Source organism: Enterococcus sp. XAF26B05_ASV22, from assembly GCF_056727285.1.
The window spans coordinates 443,791-468,104 of record NZ_CM161538.1 but is presented as its reverse complement, the minus strand read 5'-3'; the positions used below and the strand labels follow the sequence as shown (position 1 = coordinate 468,104).

The following is a 24,314-nucleotide window of genomic DNA, read 5'->3' as shown; positions in this document are numbered from 1 at the left end:
CAACAACAGATTCAGTCTATCATTCCTAATTATAATATTACACATATTTGCTCAAAAAAGCTCTATATTATGAGGAAAATAGATATTTTATATAACAGAAATTTCCGTTTACGACAGATTTTAGTACACAAGAACTCTGAGAACTTTAGAATTCATAGAGCTAAGTAAAATAAAAAACCGCTCCAATGATCTGAAGATTCTGATCATTAGAGTGGTTTCTTCTTATAAGAGATTTAATTTTCAGGTGAGGATCTCAACCTAATTAGCGAATCTCTTCCCAATTATTTTTTTCTACTAATCGAACTTGAAGAGCTTCCATACGCAATGATTTGCCAACAGTACCAGCAGTTGCGCCGTTTGAAACATATTTTTGCCAGCCATAGTTACGTCCATGAACACGATACTGAACATCGTATCGTTTAGCTAATTCACCCGTCAATTTGATTTGGATAGCTTCCATTTGACGAACTTGCCCAACAGTTCCTGCTACGGCGCCATTTGAAACGAATTTTTGCCAGCCAATGTTTCGAACGTGTGCACGGTATTTGATACCACCTGCAACTGACTTAGCCGATTTAGGCATTTCAACGTCTGATAATGTTAATTTTACAGCTTCCATTTGTAAAGATTTTCCAGTTGTCCCAATCACTTTATTGGCTCCAACAGGTTTCATCCAGCCTTTATTACTAACATGAGCTGATCCTCTGAATGTTGGTACTACTTTTTGAGCGTTTTCTAATTGTTTTTGCAATGCAGCTTTAGTATCCGCGTCACGGATTTGTTCAATGGTTTTCGCTGCTTTGGCAAAGTCTTTTCCTTTGATTTGTGCTTCTGCCAACTCAATCAGTAGCTTATCGTGAACAAGGTTATCTGCTTTTACGAGTGCCTTAACTTCCTTCTCAACTGCAGCTTTTGTTGTTAATTTAGAGATTTTTTCTTTCGCTGCTGCTTTTTCTTCAACAGATAAGTTTTCTAAAGCATCGATTTGTTTATTCGCATCAGCTTTCGCATCCGTCAATGCAATACTATCATTAAGTTTCTTTTGGTATTGTTTACGAGTAGCATCTGATTTTAATTGGTTGATTACTTTTTGAGCCTCTACATAAGAGCCAGAAGCAATCAATGAGTCAACGTCATTTGTCTTTTCTTTATCAAAGATACGGATATCTTCTGCTTTTGCGGATTCATAAATTTTTACTGCCGCAGCTTTATCTTTAGTAGCTTCAACTTCTTTTTGATAGGCCTCTTTTTGTCTTTGAGATAAACTTAAAAGACCATCAATCGCCTTTTTAATTACAGTTTTATAATTATCTGCTGCATTTGATATCTCACGGTCTAGGCATAGCTGAGCAATTTTTTTACTTAATGTAGTAACCTCATCTACAGATTTGCAATCAAACGTTTGTGAGATAAATTGTTTTTTCTCTGCGTCCGTTAATTCTTTGTAATTTTTAATCTTGCTAATGAGCGTATTTTTTTCTTTATCTACTTCAAATTTCTCTTGTTCAATTTGCTTATTCGCCGCACTGGCTTTGTTAAATACGTCATCCACTTCGTCTCTATCTGTAGCTAAATTGATTTCTGCTTTATAGCCATTTTTTTCTTCTTTGGATAAAAATTCTAGTGTATCGATTTCGGCTTTTTTATCCTCTTTATATTTTTCTAACTCTTTGGCTAATTCATTTGCTGATGCATTGCCTTTATCTAATTCTTTGGCTTGATCTAATGCATCAGTAATTTGTTGTACTGTAGTTGCCTTATCAATATCTTTAAATGCCACTGTTTTTTCAGCTGCAGTTAGATTTTCCAATTTATTTATAACTTCCTTAGCTAAACCTTTGGCATCTGCTAGATCAGCATCATCGATCGCGCCAACTCCAGCTTTGTAATCAGCATAGATTGCATCATTCAAAATTGCTGTGATTGCAGCTGAACTTTCTGCTTTATCAATACTATCAATAAAAGGTTTTTGCTCTTCCTCTGACAAATAGTTAAACTTTTTGATTTTTGATTTTGCCGTTTCTTTTTCGTTGTTTAATTGAACGGTCGCATCTTCTGTTTTAGCACTAGCTAATTGCTCTGCTACCTCAACTATATTGATTGCTTTGTCCACATTCTCTATCAGTGTTATTTTGGCGTCTTTTGATAGATGTTTCAATGCGTTAATCTCTTTGATTGCTTGCTCTTTAGCAGCTTTTAGCTCTGCTTCATTTTTTTCTTTCCATTCACGTGCAGCGTTTTGTGCTTCGACCACTATTTTTGCTATTTCTGTTGTATCATTCTCTAATCGAATGGATTCTAAATAATGATTTTTTTGAACCTCATCTAATTCTAGCTTGTTGACTAAATCATTCGCTACTTGTTGTGCTTTTCCAATATCTTGCTCTTTTTCAATGTCTTTAACGGCAACAAGCGCCTTCCACTCTGATTGTACTACACTCAGTTCTTCTAGCGTCTTACTAGCTTCTACACGAGTAGTGAATTTTCTCACTTCTGCATCTGTAATCAACTCATTTGCTTTTTTATCATTCAAAATAGTTGTTTTTAAAGCTGTTTTTTCCGTTTTTAGTTGTGTTGCAAGAGCACCTTCTAGAACGTCCTTCACTTCTTTGGCAATAACCGATTCTAGCGAGATTAATTTACTTAGTGTTTCAGCGTTGGTTTCCTTTCCTACGCCGTTGATCATCGCTATTAATTCATCATGTTTTGTTGAATCAACTTCTTTAATTTCTGCTACTTTCGCTTTTAACTCAGCAATTTTCCCTGTTATTTCCTCACTTAAAAGAGTAGTGTTTTCAGCTGTTGCCTTTGCTACAATAGCGTCAATCTCCACTTTTGTTTCTACCGCATCAATTCCTTTATTATAGTTATACTTTTGTAGTTCTGAAAGGTACGTTAGATTATTTATAACTGCTTTTTGTTCTATTTTGTATTGTGGAATGTTCGCAAGTGCAGTGTCTTCTGCAATTGCTTGTTCCATAATTTCATTTGCAGCTACTTTGATTTCTTCTAATTGTGTGTCAAAACTTGCTTTCGCTGTCGCATAATTTTTATCCACTACTACTTTTTCATATGTTTTTATTAACGCATCGAACCCAAGTGCTGTAATCTTGTTGATATATGTTGTTTTCGTCCCATCAGATAAGAAACTCAATGCATTGATTTTACTCGCATATTCCTCTTTTTCATTCGCAACCGACTGAACTACATCAGCTTGGCGTGCCTCTTTGAGCGCGATTTTAATTCCGCTATCGTTCGTAGCATCCTTAACCGCTTTGATAAATTGGTCTTTCGCCTCTTTTGTTAGTGAAACTAATACTAAAATATTGGTTTCAGCCTCTGCTTTTAGTGCCTCTAAATCATTAGTAGATACCGCTCTTGCTTGCTCTGCTTTAAGAATTATATCAGTATCTGTTACCGCTAATGCAGCTACAGGACTAAGTGCATTAATCAATAATCCAAATACGACAGGAGCTACTACCCATTGTTTCTTTCTCTTATACATCTTGTAAATTTTTTTTGTGTTACTTTCAAGACTTAAATCATCTTTTCTGACATTTTTGTTACTCTTCATGAATCCTTACCCCCATAATAATTTTTTTAAATACCACTTTGAATTAATTCTCACTCAAAGTAAAATAATGGACACAGCCAAAAAAATCCATATAATAAAGTATATAGGCTATTAGATTAAGCCGTATCCAAGTTGTTTTCCATTTCTTCTTTTTTGAAGGAACAAGAATTGGCTTTTTATTATGGGTTCCATGCGCTTTATAATTTGTTTGACGGCTCAGTTGACGGTTATAGATCGATATTCTAGGGCAATATAAAAACCACTTGAGGGCATCAAGTGGCTTCTAATCAATTTTTGAGCATGAGCAACTAAGTTAAAGGGTAGATATTTTTTCTATTGCTTGTCGCTCATCTTTCATAAATGAATTGGTGTATACATCTAACGTCATTTTTGTTGATGTATGTCCTAGCATTGAACTGATTGTCGCAATGTTCACACTTAACTCTAAACAACGAGTTGCAAATGTATGTCGCAAAGCATGGAAAGGCAATTGTGCTATTTGAAGTTGGTCCAACAGTTTTTTAAACCGATACGTGATCGTTCGTGGTTCTGTACAAGATTCTGCTAACCCTACAACATACAAACTTTCTGATGTTTGTTTGATTTTACTTAAATAAGCTTCTAGTTGCTTTGACAAGGGTAAGATTCTCTCTGATTGGAATGTCTTCGGCGTTCCTTCGATAATAGCCGTTTTGCCTTTATCCACCTGCAAACGTTGCAGCGTTCGCTTAATGTGGATTGTTTTTTCTGAAAAGTCTATATCTGTCCAGCGTAGTGCACTGATTTCTCCTATTCGCATACCGGTTTCCAAGGCCAGTATAATAGGTAAATATCTTTCGTCTTTTCTAGCGGCTTCTTTGATCTTTTTTTGTTGTTCAATAGAAAAAGCACGGACTCTTTGCTTTTCTAATTTAGGTAAATCAATATTTAAAGTGGGATTCTTTTTTAGCAAATCCTGTCGCTCCGCTTGAGTTAACGCAGTTTTTAACACGCGATGAACGGCATGTACAGAGCTTGGTGATAGCGTTAAGCTCAATTGTAAAATCCATTGGTTGATGTCTGCGGGCACTAATTCATGCAGGCGAATATTCCCGATGGTTGGGGTAATATGCAGTTGAACTTTACTTTTATAACTATTGTACGTACTTAGTTTAACTTTGGGTTTAGCAATTGTATCAAGCCATACTTCTAGCCACTCAGTCAGCGTTCCAGTATAGTAGGATTGGAACGCTGTATCTCTTAAAGAGTCCGCTTTTAACAACATTAGCTTATGCTTCACTTCTAAATATTTTCTGGAGTAAATGTAACCATAACGAATTTTCCCATCTGTTTTTCGTTCTTTTATATACCGGCCTTCCCATCGGCCATCTTTTCTCTTATAGATATTTTCCCCTCTTTTTGCCATGGCAGTCCCTCTCTCATTTTTTATTTGTGACGGCGCATTTGACGGCGTTGAAACTGAAGCACTGAAACGTTGATTTTCCAGTATTTTTCCAACTAAATAGACGCTTTCACACTTTGTAAGGGAGAATTTTTTGTTCATAAATGATCAAAGGAACTGAGCCTGTTCTTTGATAAACTATTTTTTTACCTTTGATAAAATAACATTATGAACGTTTTTTTAATAACAATAAGAGATAAAGACTTTTTTTATAAAACCAATTACACCAATACCTATTGACATTGAACATACTTAAATAGTACAATACTAGGTGTTGAATGAGTAAAGCTGTTTCTACAACCAACATATTTATTCATCAAAATATCATTTTCTCATTTCTTGTTCCTTCAAAGAACAAGAAAATCTCCAATGAGTGTTATCTCTAAACTAGACGTGATCAAACCAAATACATCTATTGTTCATTTGTCACTTTTCATAGCTGAATAGCTACTCCCCCTGTACCACACAAAATAATTCTTATTCAAAACTTTTTAACCAACACAAATTTCACCTAATTATTTATTTATCACTAACCTTTTTTACGATTTCTTTTGAGGATCCCTTCAGACCCTTAAATTAAACTATCTAACATGATATACAAAATTATGATTATGAATGTTATTAATTACAATGTTATCGTATTCACACCAAATATACCAACTATTTTTTACTTTTTTACTAAAAAAGTAAAAAAACAGTCTATTCTTTTACATATTCAATTTAGTTTTCAACACAAAAAATGGACCAAAACGTCTCTCGTTTTGGTCCATTCTCTTGCTTTTCACTACAATTTTCTATACTTTAAATGTTGGATTATTTTGTATGACTTCTTGATACCAGGTAAATGATTTTTTCTTTTTCCGTTCTAAGGTTCCTGTCTGATCGTCATTTTTATCTACATAGATAAAGCCATAACGTTTTTTCATTTCACCAGTTGTTGCACTGACTAAATCAATGGGTCCCCACATTAAATACCCAAAGCACTCAACATAATCTTCGACGATTGCTTTTTCCATTTGCTCTAAATGTTTTTGTACATATTCGATGCGATAATCGTCTTGAATAGTGCCATCTGCCTCCAGCTGATCAACTGCTCCTAATCCATTTTCAGTGATAATGATCGGCAAGCCATATCGTCTATAAATATAGTTCAATAGATATCTCAATCCAGTCGGATCAATTGCCCAGCCCCATTTGCTTTGCTCTAAATAAGGATTTTGGACACCACCGAATAAGGTTTCTTCATTGTCATCATCCCCCTCATAATGAGCCACACTAGAGGAGTAATAATTCAACCCAATGAAATCTAATTTTCCTTCTTTAAAAGCTAATTGGTCTTCTTTTGAAACAGTTAAATCGATTCCTTGCGCTTGATATTCTTTCAGTTTATACTCAGGGAATTTCCCCATACACATAGCATCGATCTGATAGAATTCGCGGTCTGTCTCTTTCAATGAATTCATGACATTTTGCGGATCACAATTTAAAGGATAAGCAGGTGTCAAACCAAATACACAACCAACCTGATTAGTAGGATCGATCGTGCGCGCTAATTTAACAGCCTTAACACTGGCTAATGTCATATTATAGCTGATTGTTGCAAGTGTTTGTTTTTTATTGTCCATTTCCGTATACTTTAGTCCTGCAATAATGTAAGTAAAAATGTCTGAAGCTTCTGTCTGTGGATCAATATGATTCATTTCATTGAAAGTAACCCAGTAACGGACCTTACCTTTTAAGGCTTCAAACATCGTTTGACAATAATTCAAATAAAACTCGATCACTTTTGGATTCGTCCATGAACCATATTCTCTAACCAGGTGAACTGGCATCTCGAAATGATATAACGTCACAATCGGCTCAATGTCATTTTGTAATAACTCATCAACAACCTTTTGATAAAACTGAATCCCCAATTGATTTGGCGTTTCTTCATCGCCCTTAGGATAAATTCTTGACCAATCAATTGAAATACGTAACGCTTTAAACCCCATTTCAGCAAACAATGCAATATCTTCTTTGTATTTATGATAGAAATCGATGCCGTCATGAGAAGGATAATATTTCCCTGATTCGATCGTTTTGCAAATTTCTCGTGGAACTTCATGAGAGCCTTGTGTAACAAGATCCATGATTGCTACACCTTTTCCATCTTGGTCAAAAGCCCCTTCACATTGGTGAGCAGCAATACTGCCTCCCCATAAAAATTCGTTTTTATTCATTCTAAACCCTCCTTGATTCCTTAGTAACATTAGACCAGAAAGAGGCTGAGTAAATCCCAATCCCCTTTCTAGTAATTCTTCTATAAAATAACCGTTAAACATTCATCTCCAACAGTTACATCTTCTTGTACTGCTGGAATCACATCTAGATAATCCATTGTATTCGTAACGACCACAATAACAGTTGGATCATAACCGTCTTTTTGAATCCCTTCAAAATCAACAGTAGATAACAATTGTCCTTTTTCGATAATCGTGCCTTGCTCTACGATCGTATCAAAGTGTTTGCCGTCCAATTCTACGGTATCAATCCCAATATGGATCAACACTTCAACGCCTTCTTCTGTTTTAATCCCAATTGCATGTTTTGTTGGGAAAACAGCTGAGACTTCACCAGAAACAGGTGCAACAATTTTATTATCTGTTGGAATGATTCCTAGTCCTTTACCTAATGCCCCAGTTGAAAATGCTTGATCGTTGATTTCAGCTAACGGCACTGCTTTTCCTTCAACGACAGAGTTTAAAGGAACTTTTTTTAATTCACTCTTCTTTTCACTCGTTGCTTCTTTTGATGTTTCTTTTGGCTGAGCTGCTTTTTCATCTTGAGGAATCCCTAAAATATAAGCTGCAACTGCCGCTGTAACAAAACCGATTACAACACTAATGACCATAAAAATTAAGTTAGAAAAATCTTGGTTGTCGGCATACGATGGCAAGCCCATCAATCCCCAAACAATGGAATATGTTTTAACGTTCATTAACCCTGCAAACAAACCACCAAGACCACCACCGATCATAACAGCGATGAACGGTCTTCTAAATTTAATAAATGCACCATAAATAGCAGGTTCTGTCACACCCATCAACGCACTGAAGCTGACTGTCCCAAATAATTGTTTTTGTTTAGAATCTTTCGCTCTTAAAAAGTATCCTAGCATTGCGCCAGATACAGCTAAATCAGAAATTGTAGCTGCTGCTAAGAAAATTGGATCATACCCCATTTTATTCACAAAGTTCAATGCTAACGGCATCATAAAGTTCCCAGCTCCCAACATGATCAAGAATGGTTGGAATGCTGCATAGAGCATCACTACGATCCAACTACCAAAAGTATTATGCAGGACTTCAAAGAACCACCCAATACCGTCACCGATCCAAATACCGATTGGACCAAAAATCAACAATGTCACGGGTAAACAAATCACCATGATCAATAATGGGTTTAAAAAATACTGTAAAAACTTAGGTACATATTTATTTAGCAATACAGTTAATTGCCCCATAAACCATACCGCTAAAATAATTGGAATAAATGAGTTCGCATAAACCATTTGTGGTAGCTGAATACCAAAAATACTTAAACCAGCTACATCATTGATTGACGTTGATACAAGCGTTGCAGCTAGTGCCACTGCTAGATAAGGACTAGCTTTTAAACGCTTTGCACAAGACATCGCAATAAATATTGGTAAAAAGAAGAAGACGGCTGAACGAATCGAATCTAACAATTGATACGTTGGACTATCTGCAGAAATTAGCCCTGTAATTGAAAATAACGATAAAAATCCAGCAAGTAATCCAGAAGCAATAATCGGTTCGATTACCGGTGTCATGGTTTCAGAAAGTAAATCCATTGCTGCTTTCAAAGGATTTTTCTTCTCTTTTACTTCCGTTTCCTCATCTGTACTAGATGCTAATCCGAGCATACTGATTAATTCAGCGTGCACTTCATTGACATGTGTCCCAATAATCACTTGATAGGCCACATTATTGGAAACAACATCGATCACACCATCAAGTGCTTTCAATTCTTCTGTGTTCGCTTTTTCGCGGTCCTTCAAGGTAAAGCGTAAGCGAGTCATACAATGTACCACTGCTTGGATATTTTCTTTTCCGCCCACTAGACGGATGATTTCTTCATTAAATGATTGGTATTTCATTTTTCTTATGTCCTCTCTTTTTGACTCCGATTCGTCACTCGATGGATATGGAGCATAAGATAGGTTTCTTCATCGATCGTTAGATCACAGGCGTACTTTTGCTTAATGTAGACTCTGATTTTCTGCACACATTCAAACGAACCTGCATACATTGATTTTATTTGTTCATTTAAAATCGTGTCGCTTTCTTCATAACTATTTTTAGTCATGATTCGTTGAATAAAGTATTGCAGATGGGTCATCAGTCTCATATAATTCATAGAACCTTCGTCTAATTTGAGTTGAAAATGGTACTGAATGATCGATAAGATATCTCTTAGACTTTCCATTGAGCGGATCGTTTCGTCCAAATTGTTCTTATCCTCTTGCAGATTGACAAAGTGTAAGGCAATTGAAATGGCTTCGTCTTCTGGAAACGTTAGTTGAAATTGTTCATTGATCAAGTTCAATGCATACATGCCAATGTCAAAATGTTGCGGATAAAATTTCTTTACTTCCCAAGTTAATGGGCTGCGGATAAATTGTCCTTTGGCTGCACGTTTCAATGCAAATTCAATATGATCCAGTAAGGTCAAACTGAGGTAATCATTTGATTTTTCACCCAACATTTCTTCTCCGTAAGCAATGATTTGATTGACTAAAGTAATATGATTGGCGTCAGAATGGGACAACAAATAACTAAAATGCTCCAGCATATCATTAGAATCTAGAACATAGGTCTTTTCGATTTCATTTTCGTAAATGACCTGTCCAACTTTTTTTCTAAAGGCCAACCCTTTAGCATAGACAATGACCTCATTATCTCCTCGACTTACGATTGCTACGTTGTTGTTTAAAATTTGACTTACTTTCACTTGTTTTACTCCTTTCCAGAAAAAAAACTCAAACTACCCAGGAAAGGACATTCCTAGGTAATCTGAGTTCTGCCTGCATAAATTCAGTAACATACTCTATAAAATGACTGCTTCGTCATTAACGTTTTTTTTCTTGCTTTCAGTATAAGCCATTCAATTGAAATAAGCAACGCTTACATGACTATATTTCGGGATTATTTACTTAATCTAAGTTCGCGCCATTTGTTTCAATCACTTTTTTATACCAATAGTAAGAATCTTTTTTCGAACGAGCCAATGTTCCTTTTCCTTCATCGTCTAAATCAACATATATAAAGCCATAACGTTTGGACATTTCACTGGTGCTTGCACTGACTAAATCGATACAGCCCCATGGTGTATACCCCATCAACTCTACTCCTTCGTCAATTGCTTGTTCCATCTGTTCAATATGACTTCTTAAATAGTCGATTCGATAACTATCATGGATACTTCCATCTGCTTCAACAACATCTTTTGCTCCTAATCCATTTTCTACAATAAACAATGGTACTTGGTAGCGGTCATATAATTTATGCAATGTCACACGAAGTCCCACCGGATCGATCTACCAGCCCCAGTCACTTGCTTTTAGATAGGGATTTTTCTTAGATGCAAGTAAGTTTCCACCTGTCGTGTCCCCCTATTTTTCATGTGATGCGATACTACTCATATAATAGCTAAAGGACATAAAGTCAACGGTACCTTCACGTAAAACTTGATCATCTCCCGCTTCTTTTTGGATCGTAATAGAATGATCACGGAAAAACTTGTTCATATAACGTGGATAGTCTCCACGAATTTGAACAACTGAATAAAACAAGTTATTGTGATCACTATTGATACTTTCCATGACATCTAGCGGATTACAGGTTTCTGGATAAGCTTCCATGCGAGCTAACATACAGCCGATTTGAGCATCTGGAATAATCTCATGACAGGCTTTGACTGCTAAGGCACTCGCAATAAGTTGATGGTGCGCTGCTTGGTATTGCGCTTGAAGCATATTTTTTTCCCCATCTGCTAAAATACCACCGCTTAGATATTCGGTCATCCCGATGATATTGATTTCGTTAAAGGTCAACCAGTATTTCACTTTATCTTTATAGCGATTAAACAGAACACGAGCATAACGTTCAAATGCCGCAATCGTCTCACGACTCTCCCAGCCATTTTGTTTAAGGGCTAACCCTAAAGGAAACTCATAATGAGAAATCGTCACTAAAGGTTCAATATTGTATTTCAAACATTCATCGAATACCGCATCATAAAAGGCTAAACCTGCTTCATTTGGCTCCAACTCATCACCGTTTGGAAAGATACGCGGCCAAGAAATCGACAGACGGAACGTTTTAAAACCCATTCCTGCAAATAATGCGATATCTTCTTTGTATCTGTGATAAAAATCGATGCCGTGACGTTTAGGATAAACCCCTTCTTTGTCCTTCATCGCAAATTCAACATCTGCTTTTGTTGTTGGTTTTAATAGCTCTGCCATGCTAATACCATTTTCCTCGATAAAACGTGCTGTATCCGCTGTTGACCAGCCTTTACCGTCTTCTAAAAACGCCCCTTCAAATTGATTTGCTGCAGTTGCGCCACCCCATAAAAAATTTTGTGGAAATCCGCTCATATTTCCCATCCTCTCAGTCATTGATTTAGTGTATAATTGACTTATTAAAATTATCTTAACATGAGAAAATGCAAAGGTATTTTTATCTTTCTTGCATGATTTTCATTATTTTTGTTCATTTTCATCTTTATGAAAATGAAGTACTTTAAAGGAGTTTTTTTATGCTAGACCTATTCGATTTTCTCCATTATTTAAATACAACCAAACGAGATGCGACGTATTCACGCATCATCATTTACCTCTTTTCACATCTCAATGAAATTCGATCATTGACGATTACTGAAATTGCTGAACGCTGCTTTGTTTCCCCTGCAACGCTAACACGATTCTGCCGTCATTTTGGTGTCTCCAGCTTTGCTTCTTTATGGGAATCATTAGTTTCTTTAGGAACGATGAAAAAGCACAGTGGTTTACGTATGAAAGAACAAGAATTAACTGATCTAAAAAATGATCCTAAGGGCTATCTTACTTCATATAGTGCTGAGAAAATGATGTTCTACAAACACTCGATATTGCACAAGTCGATCAAATTTTAGCAGATATCCACGAAGCAGAGGAAGTTGTTCTTATTGGATATAGCTCCACAATGGAACTAGCAAAAGAGTTGCAAACTTCTTTTCTGCTAAGTCAAAAGCTGATTTTTGTAGGTGAAACAAAAGAAACCCAAGAAGCCTTCGTAACAGAGCTCAGCGAAAAATCAATCGTGATCGTCATTTCATCTTATGGCTCATTACTTAATCGCAGCAGTGAACTAATGAGGAAAATCAGTGATAGTCCAGCCAAATCAATTCTTTTAACACAACATACACAAAATACGTTGACCAATCAATTTGATCTGTCCGTTAACGTGACCACGACAAATTATGTACGTATTGGTAATTATCCACTAACATTTTTTCTGGATTACTTTGCACGACGATATGCAAGTTTGTATCAACCAATATAGCGATATCATGTGACTATTCACTAAAAAAAGGAGAACAAAATGGGCTTATTTGACTTTTTTAAACAGAAAGAACCGAAAGAGGTAGTTGATTTAGATAAGGAACTAGCTAAAATTATTGCAATTTATGCGTCATATCCTGAATTTCCAGTGATGTCAGAAAATCGGAACGTTGATGACTGGCTAAAATCAATTGCGAATGGCACAAGTAACCTCGTACCCAGGGAAAGCATGATTCGTAATGAAGATAGTTTACTTCCGGGGGAAGTGATCTTACTTGATTGGCTCAATGAGAAAGAGTCAACTATTATCGATTTTCCAGATTTTTTTGAAATGGAGCTTGGAATTGATCCTGTTGCAAGTACCAATGAGTTATTGTTTGCCGATTATCTAACTATTGTAAACGATACCTCGGTTATTGATTACTGGTCTTTAGGTCAATTAAATAGCGTTTTTGAAGATAATGGACTAAATACATGTACGACTAAAGAAGAAGCAATTAAATTGCTGAAAACAGAATTCACTACGGATTATATTGTCAATATGGTCGATCCTGGTATTTATATTTTGATGAAAAAAGGACAAATGATTGTTGAAAAATATGCGGCGCTCATTCATGACTATTTAGATACACCGCCAGAATAGAAAAAGAAGCTAGGTAACAATCGCTGTTATGCCTAGCTTCTTTTTTGTTTTTCTAGCTATCCTATTCCCACGGCCCTCATTGTTCTGTTCCTGGTATATTTCCTTGTGTCCGCTATTTTGGTTTATAGGTTTTGCCTTGATACGTCACAACGTCTCCACCGTTGTATGCTTTTGCTGCATCCCATGCGTTGGTTACAAGAGGTGTTGTACTTTCTTTTGTTTTCACTGCACCCATTCCAACCAATGCGCCATCACGGTATATCTTATACCCCACAAAAGGTAATACTGTTTTCGGTAACAATTTCTGTCATTGTCGAAGTAGTTGCTTCTGTCCACCATTTATTCAATTTCTATGTTTAGCTTATAAAGGAATGTTCTAAGCATTTTTCTGGTTATTTGTCTATTTTAATAAAGGGTAGCGCACCATCCGTATAAATTTCATCCCCACCACCGTTACGGCCATGATAACTTGTTGTAAAGTGTTCCACTATTTCAATCGATACGGCTTCAGTCGATTGTTTAAATGTCTCTAAGACAAAGTCTCGTTCTTGATCCACATCTGAATTGATTTTATGTGTCACTTGGCCTGTAAAAAAGGAAAAGCCAACTTTTTTATCGTACGTTGCAGCACCGAGCCAACCAGCTTCTCTTCCTCCAGGTAAATACCAGTTATCTGGTGTTTTCCAAAAACGGACATGATGTCTCCGTCTTGGATTATTGTTGATTTCTTTTTCAAATGCTAGATCCTGTTTCTTATTGAATAAGAATAAGGAACTGACTGGCGCGCTAGGATAAGATTGACCAAACACGCTTGCCGTGACCATGTTTACACTTGAACGTAAGGACAAAGGTTCTGCTTTTGTCCATCCAGCACTTAAAAAGAGTTGTTCCAATTCCGCTGGTGATCCTGTAAAAGCAAGATTGATAGGATCACCAAGCAATCCATCACTGGTTCTAGAACGACCGATGAAATAATCAGGCAGATAGCGCCCGGTCATTAATTTATTGATAAAAGGAATCACTAGATAGGAGCTAAACAGCCACAAAATAATGTATAGAAAGAGATGAATTTTTCTTGTTAAAATTTCTGAGAATAATGACTTATAAACTAAATACCCTATTACAACAATAAAAATAAAGCGAACTAATCTAAAAATACTGTTCAGCAATGTTTGTTTTTTCATATAAACCTCCTACTTAAAATGACTATTGTACTTTTGTCTCTGGATCATATGGAACATATGGACTATAAACTTCAAATACATCGTTCACAATACTACCATAGGAACCTACATCCATCGTTCCTAGATCAGCACTTGTTTCTGCCGTATTATTCATGACTTTTTCTTGGTATTTCACAGCCGTGATAACAGCTCCTGTTTTGAGGTTTTTATAAAATTTAGTCATTTTGCTTCATCCTTTCTTAGATAAAGTCCAGTTACTTAATTATACTCACATCTCAAATAAAGTCGCCTAATAACATTTCGCTCCTAAAAAAAAACGACTGAGACATCACTCTTAGAGTCATGTCTCAGTCTCAGCTGAAAACAGGATAAATGACAGGAAGAAGCAGTTCTTTAGAAATAGACTGCTGTCCCAATTTTTACTTTTGAAGCTTTCTAGAATACTAATGAAGGAACTATTTTGCTTAGTACCAACCGTTAGCCATCCAGAATGCTTGTGCTGCTTCCCATGAGCCATAACGTCCAGCCACATAACTATCTGCTACACTTTCTTGATTGGCTTCAGAGTAATCTCCATTTAAGTAAGAAGCATCTAATTGATACCTACCAATGTATCGACCATTTGTAGCACTGTAAGAACCACTAGATTCTTTTTGTGCGATCCATTCTTTTGCAGATGAAGTAGTCGCAGCTGGTGCTGCTGATGCTTCTTCTACCACTGGTGCTGCTTGCTCTTGCGTTTCTTGCACAGGAGCTACTGCTGCCTGTTGGGCTGGCGCTGGTGCTGCTTCATCAGCAGTGCGGATCGTTAACTGTTCTCCCTCAAAGATCATATTTATATTAGAAATATTATTATCTTTTGCAATTAAATCGATCAGGCTATTGTCTCCATTAAATTGGTGAGAGATCGTAGATAATGTATCACCAGTTTTTACTGTATATAAGCTATCAGCGTGTGCGTCAGTCGTTCCCATAAAAATGCCAAATCCTGCAGTCAAAGTTGTTGCTAATAAAATCTTTTTAAGTGATTTCATGTTGTTTCTCCTTTGTAAAAAGTATTTTCGTCGTTTATTTATCGACTTTGCATACTTTAACATCTAAAAATATTTCATAGGTGAACATATAGTGACAATTCGTTACGAGTGTTTTCATTACGTAACAGTCTGTAAAAAACATTCAGAAAAACACTTGTTCGTACTGGATTTGCGTTTCATTTATAGAATGTAAAAAATCATGTTTTTTTCTGAAATTTTCTTCTTTTTCATTTTATAACAATCGTAATGTTACAAAAAAATAGAATTGTTACAGCCTTTCTACTCAAATTTTCTTTGCATAATGTTTTTCTCTAACAAAATTGATCGACAAAAAAACAGAAACACATCTAGCTTCCTAGTGTTTCTGCTTTCTCATTTACGATAATGTATTGAGTTCTTTTTGTTCAATCACTGACTCTAATAATCTATTTTCAGTTTGAATGATATCAAAAAAGGCACTGATTTTCTGTAATTGTTCATAGTCTATTTGATATAACTTTACCCTAGGCTTCAAAAATAAGAAACCTGGACGAATTTTAACCCGTTCATTGATTAAATGGCATTGTTCCATCATTGACCGTAAATCCATTTCGGAAACACTGTTTTTGATTTTTTCAATACGAGCTCGTTCATACACCCATTGATCTTTGGTTACGGTCATTTTTTCAGTGGTTGTTACTAATTGTCGATTCAAGCGCCATGATTGCTCAATAAACTTCGCTTTTTTATAGAGATCATCATATTGAATCAGATCAATATAAACAGGTTTATACCAATCTTCTTCATCAATTGACGTTTTCTGATGCTTCTTGAACCGTTTTAATCCACTAACGAGTAAGCTGTTTTCTATGGCGAGCAGCTCGTACTCTAATTTTTCTTTTGCTACCCGCACACGTTCCTTTGACGCTTTCTCTCGCTTTAAACTTTCTTTTAAAAAGCGGACTTCATTTTCTTCTGAACGAACAATAGGCATTTGTTCAATTTCAACTTTCGGTTCAAGTTCAAGTATTTTCTCATTTTTCGATTCTTCTTCATCTAAAAATGAGTAAGTAGGCTCTACTTTTTTTTCAACTGTTTCTTCTATAGACACTTCTACGGGAAAACTAAGTGTTTCATCAGAAAAAGGGGCTTCTTCTTCTCTAAAAATAGATAAAAGTTTTGCCTCCAAAATGCTGCTGACAGACTCACCTGTTGAATACCCCATCTGCTTTAAGCTAGCAGAAACCATAAATTGGATTGGTTCCTCCTTCGAGCTAAACGCAACAGGTATCAATTCACAAAAATATGTACTAAAAATACCATCGACCTCTTCGACAAGTTTCGTCCATACAAACTGTGGGAAAAGTTCCTTCAATTCTTCCAGTAAAACCTCCCAATTTAATTGAGCCTGAAAAAATTGAATTTCTACATGTTTTTTAATAGACGAAGAAATGACTTTCCGGGAAACTTCATCGTTTTCCCGAAAAGTAAGAAGCTCACCTGTTGAACGTTCATAGAGTGTTTCACACGCTTCAACAATTTCTTCCGTGTTATCTTTTTGATAGAGAACGGTTCCCGCAGTGAATGGGATTGCTTGTTGATGAAAAAACACATCGAAATAATCATTCATTAAACCGTTCTCCTCTCTTGTTTTTTATGATTGAAGATCATAAACTGGCGCTAGGATAAGCGCTGCCCTTCAGTTAAGAAATACTGATCTAGATCGTTCCACTCTTTTAACGACCAAACTGAAATACCAGTTTTTTTAGAAATACTTGCTAGAGTATCTCCTTTTTTCACTTCATACGTTTCTTTTGTCTTCTTACGCGTTGCGCTTACTTTATACTCTTTTGCTTCTTTTTTAGTCGTTGCTTCTTTTTTAGCCGATGAAGTTGTTTTGGCTGTTTCTTTTACGTTTGTTTGAATCGTTTCTTGATCATTAAACGCATTCGATAATTTTTGAACCATATTTAATGAACGATCTACAGCATCTTCTTTCGCTACAGTCGTCACTTTTTCTTCTTGTTTAGGCACACTCAATTTTTGGCCAATAAATAGCATACGTCGATCTAATTGGTTTTTTTCCAAAATAGCCAGCGTAGAAATATTATACAGCTCACTGATTGATTTAAGTGATTCCCCTTTTTTCACAATGTGAGTAAGGTATTCGATATTTTGATCTTTTTTATCTTCTTTCTTCTCTAATTTATCAAAAGAAGTATTCAACGTGATTTTTTTAGCTTTTTTCGTTTTCTTTTTATCTTTTAACGTATCATATTGCGTTAAGTCATATGCATCGATCAAGCCATTCAATTTTGAATTATAGCTAGTATCTGTTGCATAACGTCCAGTTAAAAACTTGGTCGCATCTTTATAGGATTTTGTGTTACTTTTCCAAGTACCACTATAAAATCCACTGCTAGCGTCGGTTCCGCCTCTAAGAAGTTTTACGTAATCCCCTAAAGATTCTTTATAGGATGGATATTTTCTAAAATTAGAACGAATCGTAAACATACTACCAGATCCATTGTCTTCACTGGTCAAGAAATTAGCGCTTGCGCCTTCATAGCTACCTTTGATCCCAAATAAATTGTAGTTTGGTGCTGAAGCTAACGCACTGTTTCCAGAAGCACTTTCCAAAATTGCCTGCGCAATCATTACTGAAGCATATAAATTATTCTCGCCAGCAATTGAGCGGGCATCTTCGCCAATGACTTTTACAAAACTTTTAGTCGTCAGATTAGGACTGATATGAAATACCTGATCTGAACCGCCCGTTGAAGTACCACTGGCAGTATTTCCAGTGACCGTTCCAACGGTAGGATTAGGCATAGGTCTACTTGGTTGCGGAGTTGGTACACTCGGCTGTTGGATCGGTCCTTGAACTGGCAGATTTGGTTTGCTTGGAGCTGGTTTTGGTTTGCTTGGCTTTGGTTTCGGTTTACTTGGTTTTGGTTTAGGCTTTGGCTTACTTGGTTTAGGCTTTGATGGTGCTGTTGTCGTACTCGTTGTACTTGAGTCGGTACTGCTACTTGTTGTACTTGTCGTTGTATCTGTCGTTGACGTATTTGTCTCAGATGTACTTGTTGAGTCTGTTGGCTCTTGAGTAGAACTCGGATCATCCGACGAATTGGACGACTCACTACTCGTTTCTTCAGTCGGATCATCGGTTGAAGAAGTTGTGCTATTTTCGGTAGAAGAACTATATTCTATCTCTTCTATTGTACTTTCTGTTGTTTCATGTTCCTTCGTTGAAGATAAAATTTCTACACTCTCTTCTTCTTCCGATCCTGAAGTTATTTGATCCTCAATTTCTTTGGCAACAACTGGTTGAACATCGCTAACAGAAAGGACAGCACTTGAAGTAAGCAACCCTACACTTAATAATCGTAAATTTTTACTGTTTAGATTTCTTTTTTTCATTTTGTGTCCTCTCTTATTTTATTGATACGGATCTTCTTTCACCAAATTGATGATTTGGTTGAATGCTTGTTCCGATTCTTCTTTCACATCTTTGATGCGTTTGTAGTAATTTTGGTATTCTTGTTCTGCACGTTCTAAGCGTTTTAAGACACTCGCTTTTTTCTTCGTTTCTTCATTTATAAGCTGCGCACGTTGATTTGCTTGGTTGATGATTTCTTTTGCTTGTCTCTTCGCATCCAATAGCACTTCACCGATATCTTCTTTAGACAATTGTTGATCGACATCGATCGTTTTTTGAGCAAGTTGGCGTTTTGCCGTTTCTAATTCTTGACGAACTTTTGCTAACTCTTCATAGGCACCTGTATCTTGTGGTGTATCAGATGCCATAATTACGATACGATCTTCTGCAAGTTTATCGATTTCTTCTTGTTTCGCTAAAAGTTCTTGTTCGTACTGTCTGATCTTATTCGCAAAACGCTCTGCTTTTTTACGGTTTAAATCAGTTTCGTCGATTTGACGATTACTTTCACGTAGCAAGCTGTTGTATTTACTTTTTACTTGTTCAAGTTCTGCCATACGCGCGTCGTAATCTTTTGGTACAGCTTGCACCATTGATAATTCATTTTCTAATGATTCACTTATTTCACGTACCGCTTCTATTTCGTTTTGCAATTGAGAATTTTCTCTCTTACTCTTACGTAGTTCTACTTTTAGCTCTCGAAGTTCATTTTGAAGTTGTTCATTTTCTTCTTGAAGTTCTTCTAATTCATCATCATCGATCACTTCATTGACTGGCGGTCTCTTTCTCTTTGGTTTAGGCTTTCTCGGTGCTGGAACCTGCTTTTTCTTTTTCAATGAGAATTTCGGACGTTCGTCTTCGTCATAATCGTCGTCATCTTCATCATCGTAGTCTTCATCATCGTCATAATCGTCGTCATCTTCGTCATCGTAGTCTTCATCATCGTCATAATCGTCGTCATCTTCATCATCGTAGTCATCTTCATCATCATCGTCGTAGTCTTCATCATCATCATAATCATCGTCGTCGTAGTCTTCATCATCATCGTAATCATCGTCGTCATAATCTTCTTCATCATAATCGTCGTAATCGTCATATTTTTTTCTTTTTTTACCTTTGCCAAATATTTTTAGCATATGCTCACTTCCTTCTATAAAAATCGGGCTACCTCATTCATTTTTTCTAAATGTACTGATAGTAAATACTAAGTAAATTATGTGAATTGTCTATATATGTAAATATAGTGACAAGTGCAGGAATTTTTTATTGTAAAAGTAATCACCTTCACTTTTAAGTATGTTTTTCAGCAGATGAAAAGTTTCTCATTCAACTTTTAGTTCACTTGATAAAAAACAATGCAAAAAAGGAATCAAAAACATGCCTACCTTTTTCTATTTTATCAGATAAAGCTTAAACAAACAAACTGAATTAGCTGTTTATTTTTATTTTTAAGAAACTAAAATCAGCTTTAACTGTGTCTCTCAAACATATTCAGCTAAAACTCATTAAATAAATGTTTTTTTATCATAATATAATTAAAAAATATCACTTTTTTTTGATTTATATACCATAATAGGTAAATTTAAAAAGACATTCAATACTTCATCCTCTCTCTTTTAATAAAAATAGCCTTTCGTTCTTGCCTATTCAAAAATACAACACCACCTTCTCTTATGTTAAATAACCTCATTTTCTACTCTATGATTACACAAAAAGAGAAGTGTTTTCTAATAAAAAAAGAAACCACTTCTCTTAAATATTAATTTTCCCATCCCTTAAATTATGATTATTTAAAAAAATAAAAATTTAAAACATTGTTTTATTTGTTATTTTTTTATTTTCCGAATATCAAGCTCTTGCAATTGTTTTTTTACGATTCATTATTTCTTCACATAAAATCCTCATTTTTTTCACACTTTATAAAGGCACTTCTAACTAAATTTACATCGACCTTGATTACACTAGCACCCTCAGTCTTTTGAGCCCCTTTACCAATCAAATCACCTCTAGTATGAACAATTCGAGTCAAGGTGGTTTTTCAATCTTATTTAATAATCAACCAAGACTTTCCCCATTTGTTGCAATAACTTCTTTATACCAGTTAAAACTTTTCTTTTTGTATCTATTCAGAGTACCTGTTCCGTCATCATGTCGATCCACATAAATAAATCCGTAACGTTTTTTTAATTCCGCGGTTGTAAAGCTGACTAAATCAATACAGCCCCACGAAGTATAGCCCATGATCTCAACGCCATCTTCAATCGCTTCAGCTACTTGGACTAAGTGATCATTCAAATAATCGATACGATAATCATCATTTACAGTTTTAGTCCCGTCTTTAAGCTCTATCAACTCATCCACTGCGCCAAAGCCATTTTCAACAATAAAGACGGGCTTTTGGTATCGATCATATAAGATATTCAAATAATATCTCAACCCTTCTGGATCGATTTGCCACCCCCATTCACTCGCTTTCAAATATGGATTAGGTACTCCGCCTAAAATATTTCCTTCTCCTGTTTCCAGTGACGGATCTGAAGATTCACACGTACTCATATAGTAACTAAAGGATATAAAATCTACTGTCTCAAGTAAATCTTGTTGATCTTGCGTTGTAATGTCCAAACAAATATCATGTTCCTTGAAAAATCTCTCAGCATACGTTGGGTAAGTTCCTCTTACTTGAATATCAGAAAAGAAAAAGTTTTCTCTTTCTGTCTGAAGCGCCGCTAGTACATCAGCAGGTGCTGGTGTCAACGGATAAACTGGCATTCCAAGAATCATACAACCAATTTGAGCATCTGGGAGTATCTCATGACACGCTTTTACTGCTCTGGCACTCGCTACTAATTCATGATGAATCGCTTGATACAAGTCTTGTTTTGAGAGTTTTTCTTTCGGTGTATAGATCCCTCCGCTTAAAAAAGGCGCATGTGTAATCGAATTGATCTCATTAAATGTTAACCAATACTTTACTTTTCCTTTGTAGCGCGTAAAAACAGTTCTGGCATAGTGCTCAAAAAACTCAATCATTTTGCGATTACGCCAACCATCATAGGTTTTTGACAAATGAAGCGGCGTTTCATAATGCGATAGTGTAACTAATGGTTCCATTCCATATTTATGACATTCATCAAAGACTTTATCATAAAATTCCAGCCCTTTTTCGTTCGGTACCTGTTCATCCCCTTGTGGAAAGATTCGTGACCAAGCAATTGATAGTCGGAAAATTTTAAACCCCATCTCAGCAAATAATTTAATATCTTCTTTATATCGATGGTAAAAATCGATACCGACTAGTTTTATGTTATCTGAGGTTGGTTCGCTTGTTGGCAGCCCCTTCCAGCCATGGGGGGCAACATCTTCTACGCTTAGCCCCTTCCCATCTTCATTATACGCGCCTTCACATTGGTTAGCGGCAATAGCACCACCCCACAAAAAATCTTTTGGAAATTTAGACATAATTGATTCTCCTTTATTCTTTTTATACAACATATAAAATCGTCTCTTGACTCTTCGTTTTAGTTATTTCCTTTGCTACAATATCGATATATGAATCAGTGTTCGTAACAACAATTGGTGTTGTTGTGTCATATCCAGCTTCTTTCACCTTAGCAAAATCGACTGCCAGAATTTTTTGTCCTTTTTTTACTTTCTCTCCGGTTTCAACAAAAGCGGTAAAATACTCTCCTGCTAATTCTACTGTATCAATTCCTACATGGATCAAAACTTCGATGCCATTTTCACTTGTTAAACCAATAGCATGTTTTGTCGGAAATAACGCAGTTACCTCACCATCAAAAGGTGCTGTGATCGTGTCTTCTTCTGGGATGATCGCAACGCCTTCTCCCATCATTTTTCCTGAAAATGCAGCGTCATTCACTTGTTCTAGAGGAATCACTTGTCCTTTCATCGGTGCATAAATTTTTTTTGGGTCGTTACTACCTGTTTCTACAGCTTCTGAAATCTTAACTGATTGTTCCGTCTCGTGTTTTTCTACTTCATCAATTCCAAATATCCATGTTAAAACGAATGTTAATACAATTGAAATCCCTGCTACCACGATCGCATTGATAATATTTCCGTTATCTTGTCCCCCGATAAATTGAGGTAAAGCGACCAATGATGGCACAGCGAATGCATAGGATTCTAACCCAGTAATTCCCATATACACGCCACAAATTGCCCCTGAAATCATTGCAGCATATAACGGTTTTTTGTATTTTAAGGTTACACCGTACAGTGCAGGCTCAGTCACTCCCGCTAGTAACGCTGAAATACCAGAAGCCGCAGCCACTTGTTTTAAATTTTTATCCTTTGTTTTAGCAGAAACAGCTAAAGCTGCCGCCCCTTGCGCTAAATTTGCCGCCAACATTGCTGGAAGAATCAAAATATCAGGAGTTGCTGGGGAAGCAATTAGGAAAATCGGGGCAAAAGCCCAGTGCATACCAGTCATGACGATCAATGGCATAAAGGCCGCCATTAAACCTAGCGCTAACCAACCAGCTTTTCCTTGGATCCAAATGATAGCAGATGACAGCAATTGTCCTGCAAACGTTCCTAACGGTCCGACTACGACCAACGTTAAGAGTCCTGAAATCAATAAAATAAGTAATGGTTTTGTGAAGCTTTTGATCACATTAGGAATAATTTTGTCAAAGAAACGCTCAATATATTTCATTAACCAAACCATGATCAAAATTGGAATCACCGAGGAGCCATATGATGCAAGCGTTACTGGTAATCCAAAAAAGTGGACTGGATCACCAAGATTGACCATCTCAACAAAATTCGGATGTAGCATAATTCCAGCTACTGTGACCGCTAGCATTGGTGTCACATTGAACTTTTGCGCTGCTGTAAAAGCCAGCATGATTGGCATAAAGTAAAATGGTGCATCACCAAAAAACGATAGAATCGCAAATGTTTGACTGCTGTCATCTAAAATCCCCATTAATGGTAACAAGATCAATAATACTTTGATCATTCCGCCACCTAACATCGCAGGAATCAGCGGTGACATACAACCTGAAATTACATCCACAAAGGCCTCAAATAAATTCTTCTTTTCCCCACTATTTTCAGTTGGTGCTTGATTGCTGAAATGTCCTAATTTTTCTAGCTCTTTATAATAAGATGCAACATCGTTTCCCATAATAACTTGATATTGACCACCTTTTCTCATCACACCCATCACACCTGGAACTTCTTTGACCTGGACATCTTCAACGGAACTTTCATTGCGTAAAACAAAACGTAAGCGTGTCATACAATGCGTCACTGACTGGACATTTTGTTCCCCTCCGACTAAGTCGAGAATTTGTTTTGCTGAATCTTTATAGTTCATTTTTTTTCATCCTTTCTAAGTAAAAAAGACCTAAAACAGCCCCGCTTTTGGGTACTGC

At 36.2% G+C, this 24,314-nt stretch carries 17 protein-coding genes and 1 pseudogene; 3 read left to right on the top strand and 15 right to left on the bottom strand.

The annotated features are described in order from the left end of the window. Positions 1-262: 262 nt before the first annotated feature. From AC1PU0_RS02425 to AC1PU0_RS02400, 6 genes and pseudogenes are all read right to left on the bottom strand, one after another. Entirely contained in the window at positions 263-3,574 is a 3,312-nt protein-coding gene (locus AC1PU0_RS02425; RefSeq protein WP_206848483.1) for a KxYKxGKxW signal peptide domain-containing protein, read from the bottom strand. Between the two features lie 313 nt (positions 3,575-3,887). Next, the gene (locus AC1PU0_RS02420) at positions 3,888-4,979 is read right to left on the bottom strand and encodes a tyrosine-type recombinase/integrase (RefSeq protein ID WP_206848482.1); all 1,092 of its coding nucleotides are present in this window, start codon (positions 4,977-4,979) and stop codon (positions 3,888-3,890) included. An 830-nt stretch (positions 4,980-5,809) separates the two neighbouring features. Beyond that, the gene (locus tag AC1PU0_RS02415; RefSeq protein ID WP_206848481.1) at positions 5,810-7,237 is read right to left on the bottom strand and encodes a family 1 glycosylhydrolase; all 1,428 of its coding nucleotides are present in this window, start codon (positions 7,235-7,237) and stop codon (positions 5,810-5,812) included. 80 nt (positions 7,238-7,317) lie between these two features. Next, positions 7,318-9,177 (bottom strand): beta-glucoside-specific PTS transporter subunit IIABC, encoded by a 1,860-nt coding sequence (locus tag AC1PU0_RS02410; RefSeq protein ID WP_206848480.1) that lies wholly within the window; start codon positions 9,175-9,177, stop codon positions 7,318-7,320. Between the two features lie 5 nt (positions 9,178-9,182). Then, positions 9,183-10,031 carry a PRD domain-containing protein gene (locus AC1PU0_RS02405; RefSeq protein WP_206834202.1) on the bottom strand — a complete coding sequence of 283 codons (849 nt, stop codon included), beginning with the start codon at positions 10,029-10,031 and terminating at the stop codon, positions 9,183-9,185. Between the two features lie 202 nt (positions 10,032-10,233). Next, positions 10,234-11,682: pseudogene (locus tag AC1PU0_RS02400) on the bottom strand (glycoside hydrolase family 1 protein). Positions 11,683-11,843: 161 nt separating this feature from the next. Between AC1PU0_RS02400 and AC1PU0_RS02395 the strand changes: the two are divergent. Genes AC1PU0_RS02395 through AC1PU0_RS02385 form a run of 3 tightly spaced genes read left to right on the top strand, consistent with a single transcriptional unit; the run spans position 11,844 to position 13,270 of the window. Beyond that, entirely contained in the window at positions 11,844-12,218 is a 375-nt protein-coding gene (locus AC1PU0_RS02395) for a MurR/RpiR family transcriptional regulator (protein WP_242596494.1), read from the top strand. A gap of 50 nt (positions 12,219-12,268) precedes the next feature. Next, a complete protein-coding gene (locus tag AC1PU0_RS02390) occupies positions 12,269-12,628 on the top strand; it encodes a hypothetical protein (protein WP_242596493.1) in 360 nt (119 codons plus the stop codon). A gap of 39 nt (positions 12,629-12,667) precedes the next feature. Beyond that, positions 12,668-13,270: a hypothetical protein gene (locus AC1PU0_RS02385; RefSeq protein ID WP_206848478.1), complete on the top strand. Its 603-nt coding sequence runs from the start codon at positions 12,668-12,670 to the stop codon at positions 13,268-13,270. Positions 13,271-13,382: 112 nt separating this feature from the next. Here the strand turns inward: AC1PU0_RS02385 and AC1PU0_RS02380 are convergent, their stop codons facing one another. The 9 genes from AC1PU0_RS02380 to AC1PU0_RS02340 form a co-directional block, all read right to left on the bottom strand. Continuing rightward, complete coding sequence (locus AC1PU0_RS02380) at positions 13,383-13,571, bottom strand: carbohydrate-binding protein (protein ID WP_479998657.1); 189 nt, start codon at positions 13,569-13,571, stop codon at positions 13,383-13,385. A 91-nt stretch (positions 13,572-13,662) separates the two neighbouring features. Next, positions 13,663-14,454, bottom strand: coding sequence for an LssY C-terminal domain-containing protein (locus AC1PU0_RS02375; RefSeq protein WP_069654015.1), 792 nt, complete (start codon positions 14,452-14,454; stop codon positions 13,663-13,665). Positions 14,455-14,476: 22 nt separating this feature from the next. After that, positions 14,477-14,677, bottom strand: a complete 201-nt coding sequence (locus tag AC1PU0_RS02370) for a hypothetical protein (protein WP_206848476.1) — start codon at positions 14,675-14,677, stop codon at positions 14,477-14,479. Positions 14,678-14,918: 241 nt separating this feature from the next. Continuing rightward, positions 14,919-15,488 (bottom strand): aggregation-promoting factor, encoded by a 570-nt coding sequence (gene apf / locus AC1PU0_RS02365; RefSeq protein ID WP_206848474.1) that lies wholly within the window; start codon positions 15,486-15,488, stop codon positions 14,919-14,921. 376 nt (positions 15,489-15,864) lie between these two features. After that, on the bottom strand, positions 15,865-17,097 hold the full coding sequence (locus AC1PU0_RS02360; protein ID WP_206848472.1) for a hypothetical protein: 1,233 nt from the start codon (positions 17,095-17,097) through the stop codon (positions 15,865-15,867). A gap of 50 nt (positions 17,098-17,147) precedes the next feature. Further along, complete coding sequence (locus AC1PU0_RS02355) at positions 17,148-18,890, bottom strand: glucosaminidase domain-containing protein (protein ID WP_479998656.1); 1,743 nt, start codon at positions 18,888-18,890, stop codon at positions 17,148-17,150. An 18-nt stretch (positions 18,891-18,908) separates the two neighbouring features. Further along, complete coding sequence (locus tag AC1PU0_RS02350) at positions 18,909-20,045, bottom strand: coiled-coil domain-containing protein (RefSeq protein ID WP_206848470.1); 1,137 nt, start codon at positions 20,043-20,045, stop codon at positions 18,909-18,911. 919 nt (positions 20,046-20,964) lie between these two features. After that, complete coding sequence (locus tag AC1PU0_RS02345; RefSeq protein WP_206848469.1) at positions 20,965-22,371, bottom strand: glycoside hydrolase family 1 protein; 1,407 nt, start codon at positions 22,369-22,371, stop codon at positions 20,965-20,967. A 22-nt stretch (positions 22,372-22,393) separates the two neighbouring features. Continuing rightward, positions 22,394-24,256 (bottom strand): beta-glucoside-specific PTS transporter subunit IIABC, encoded by a 1,863-nt coding sequence (locus AC1PU0_RS02340; RefSeq protein ID WP_206848468.1) that lies wholly within the window; start codon positions 24,254-24,256, stop codon positions 22,394-22,396. Positions 24,257-24,314 lie beyond the last annotated feature (58 nt).

Coding starts and splice junctions, on each gene's coding strand:
- AC1PU0_RS02360 (WP_206848472.1), bottom strand. CDS start 17,097: ATGAATGATTATTTCGATGTGTTTTTTCATCAACAAGCAATCCCATTC.
- AC1PU0_RS02350 (WP_206848470.1), bottom strand. CDS start 20,045: ATGCTAAAAATATTTGGCAAAGGTAAAAAAAGAAAAAAATATGACGAT.
- AC1PU0_RS02390 (WP_242596493.1), top strand. CDS start 12,269: ATGGAACTAGCAAAAGAGTTGCAAACTTCTTTTCTGCTAAGTCAAAAG.
- AC1PU0_RS02345 (WP_206848469.1), bottom strand. CDS start 22,371: ATGTCTAAATTTCCAAAAGATTTTTTGTGGGGTGGTGCTATTGCCGCT.
- AC1PU0_RS02425 (WP_206848483.1), bottom strand. CDS start 3,574: ATGAAGAGTAACAAAAATGTCAGAAAAGATGATTTAAGTCTTGAAAGT.
- apf (WP_206848474.1), bottom strand. CDS start 15,488: ATGAAATCACTTAAAAAGATTTTATTAGCAACAACTTTGACTGCAGGA.
- AC1PU0_RS02415 (WP_206848481.1), bottom strand. CDS start 7,237: ATGAATAAAAACGAATTTTTATGGGGAGGCAGTATTGCTGCTCACCAA.
- AC1PU0_RS02375 (WP_069654015.1), bottom strand. CDS start 14,454: ATGAAAAAACAAACATTGCTGAACAGTATTTTTAGATTAGTTCGCTTT.
- AC1PU0_RS02355 (WP_479998656.1), bottom strand. CDS start 18,890: ATGAAAAAAAGAAATCTAAACAGTAAAAATTTACGATTATTAAGTGTA.
- AC1PU0_RS02395 (WP_242596494.1), top strand. CDS start 11,844: ATGCTAGACCTATTCGATTTTCTCCATTATTTAAATACAACCAAACGA.
- AC1PU0_RS02420 (WP_206848482.1), bottom strand. CDS start 4,979: ATGGCAAAAAGAGGGGAAAATATCTATAAGAGAAAAGATGGCCGATGG.
- AC1PU0_RS02370 (WP_206848476.1), bottom strand. CDS start 14,677: ATGACTAAATTTTATAAAAACCTCAAAACAGGAGCTGTTATCACGGCT.
- AC1PU0_RS02410 (WP_206848480.1), bottom strand. CDS start 9,177: ATGAAATACCAATCATTTAATGAAGAAATCATCCGTCTAGTGGGCGGA.
- AC1PU0_RS02340 (WP_206848468.1), bottom strand. CDS start 24,256: ATGAACTATAAAGATTCAGCAAAACAAATTCTCGACTTAGTCGGAGGG.
- AC1PU0_RS02385 (WP_206848478.1), top strand. CDS start 12,668: ATGGGCTTATTTGACTTTTTTAAACAGAAAGAACCGAAAGAGGTAGTT.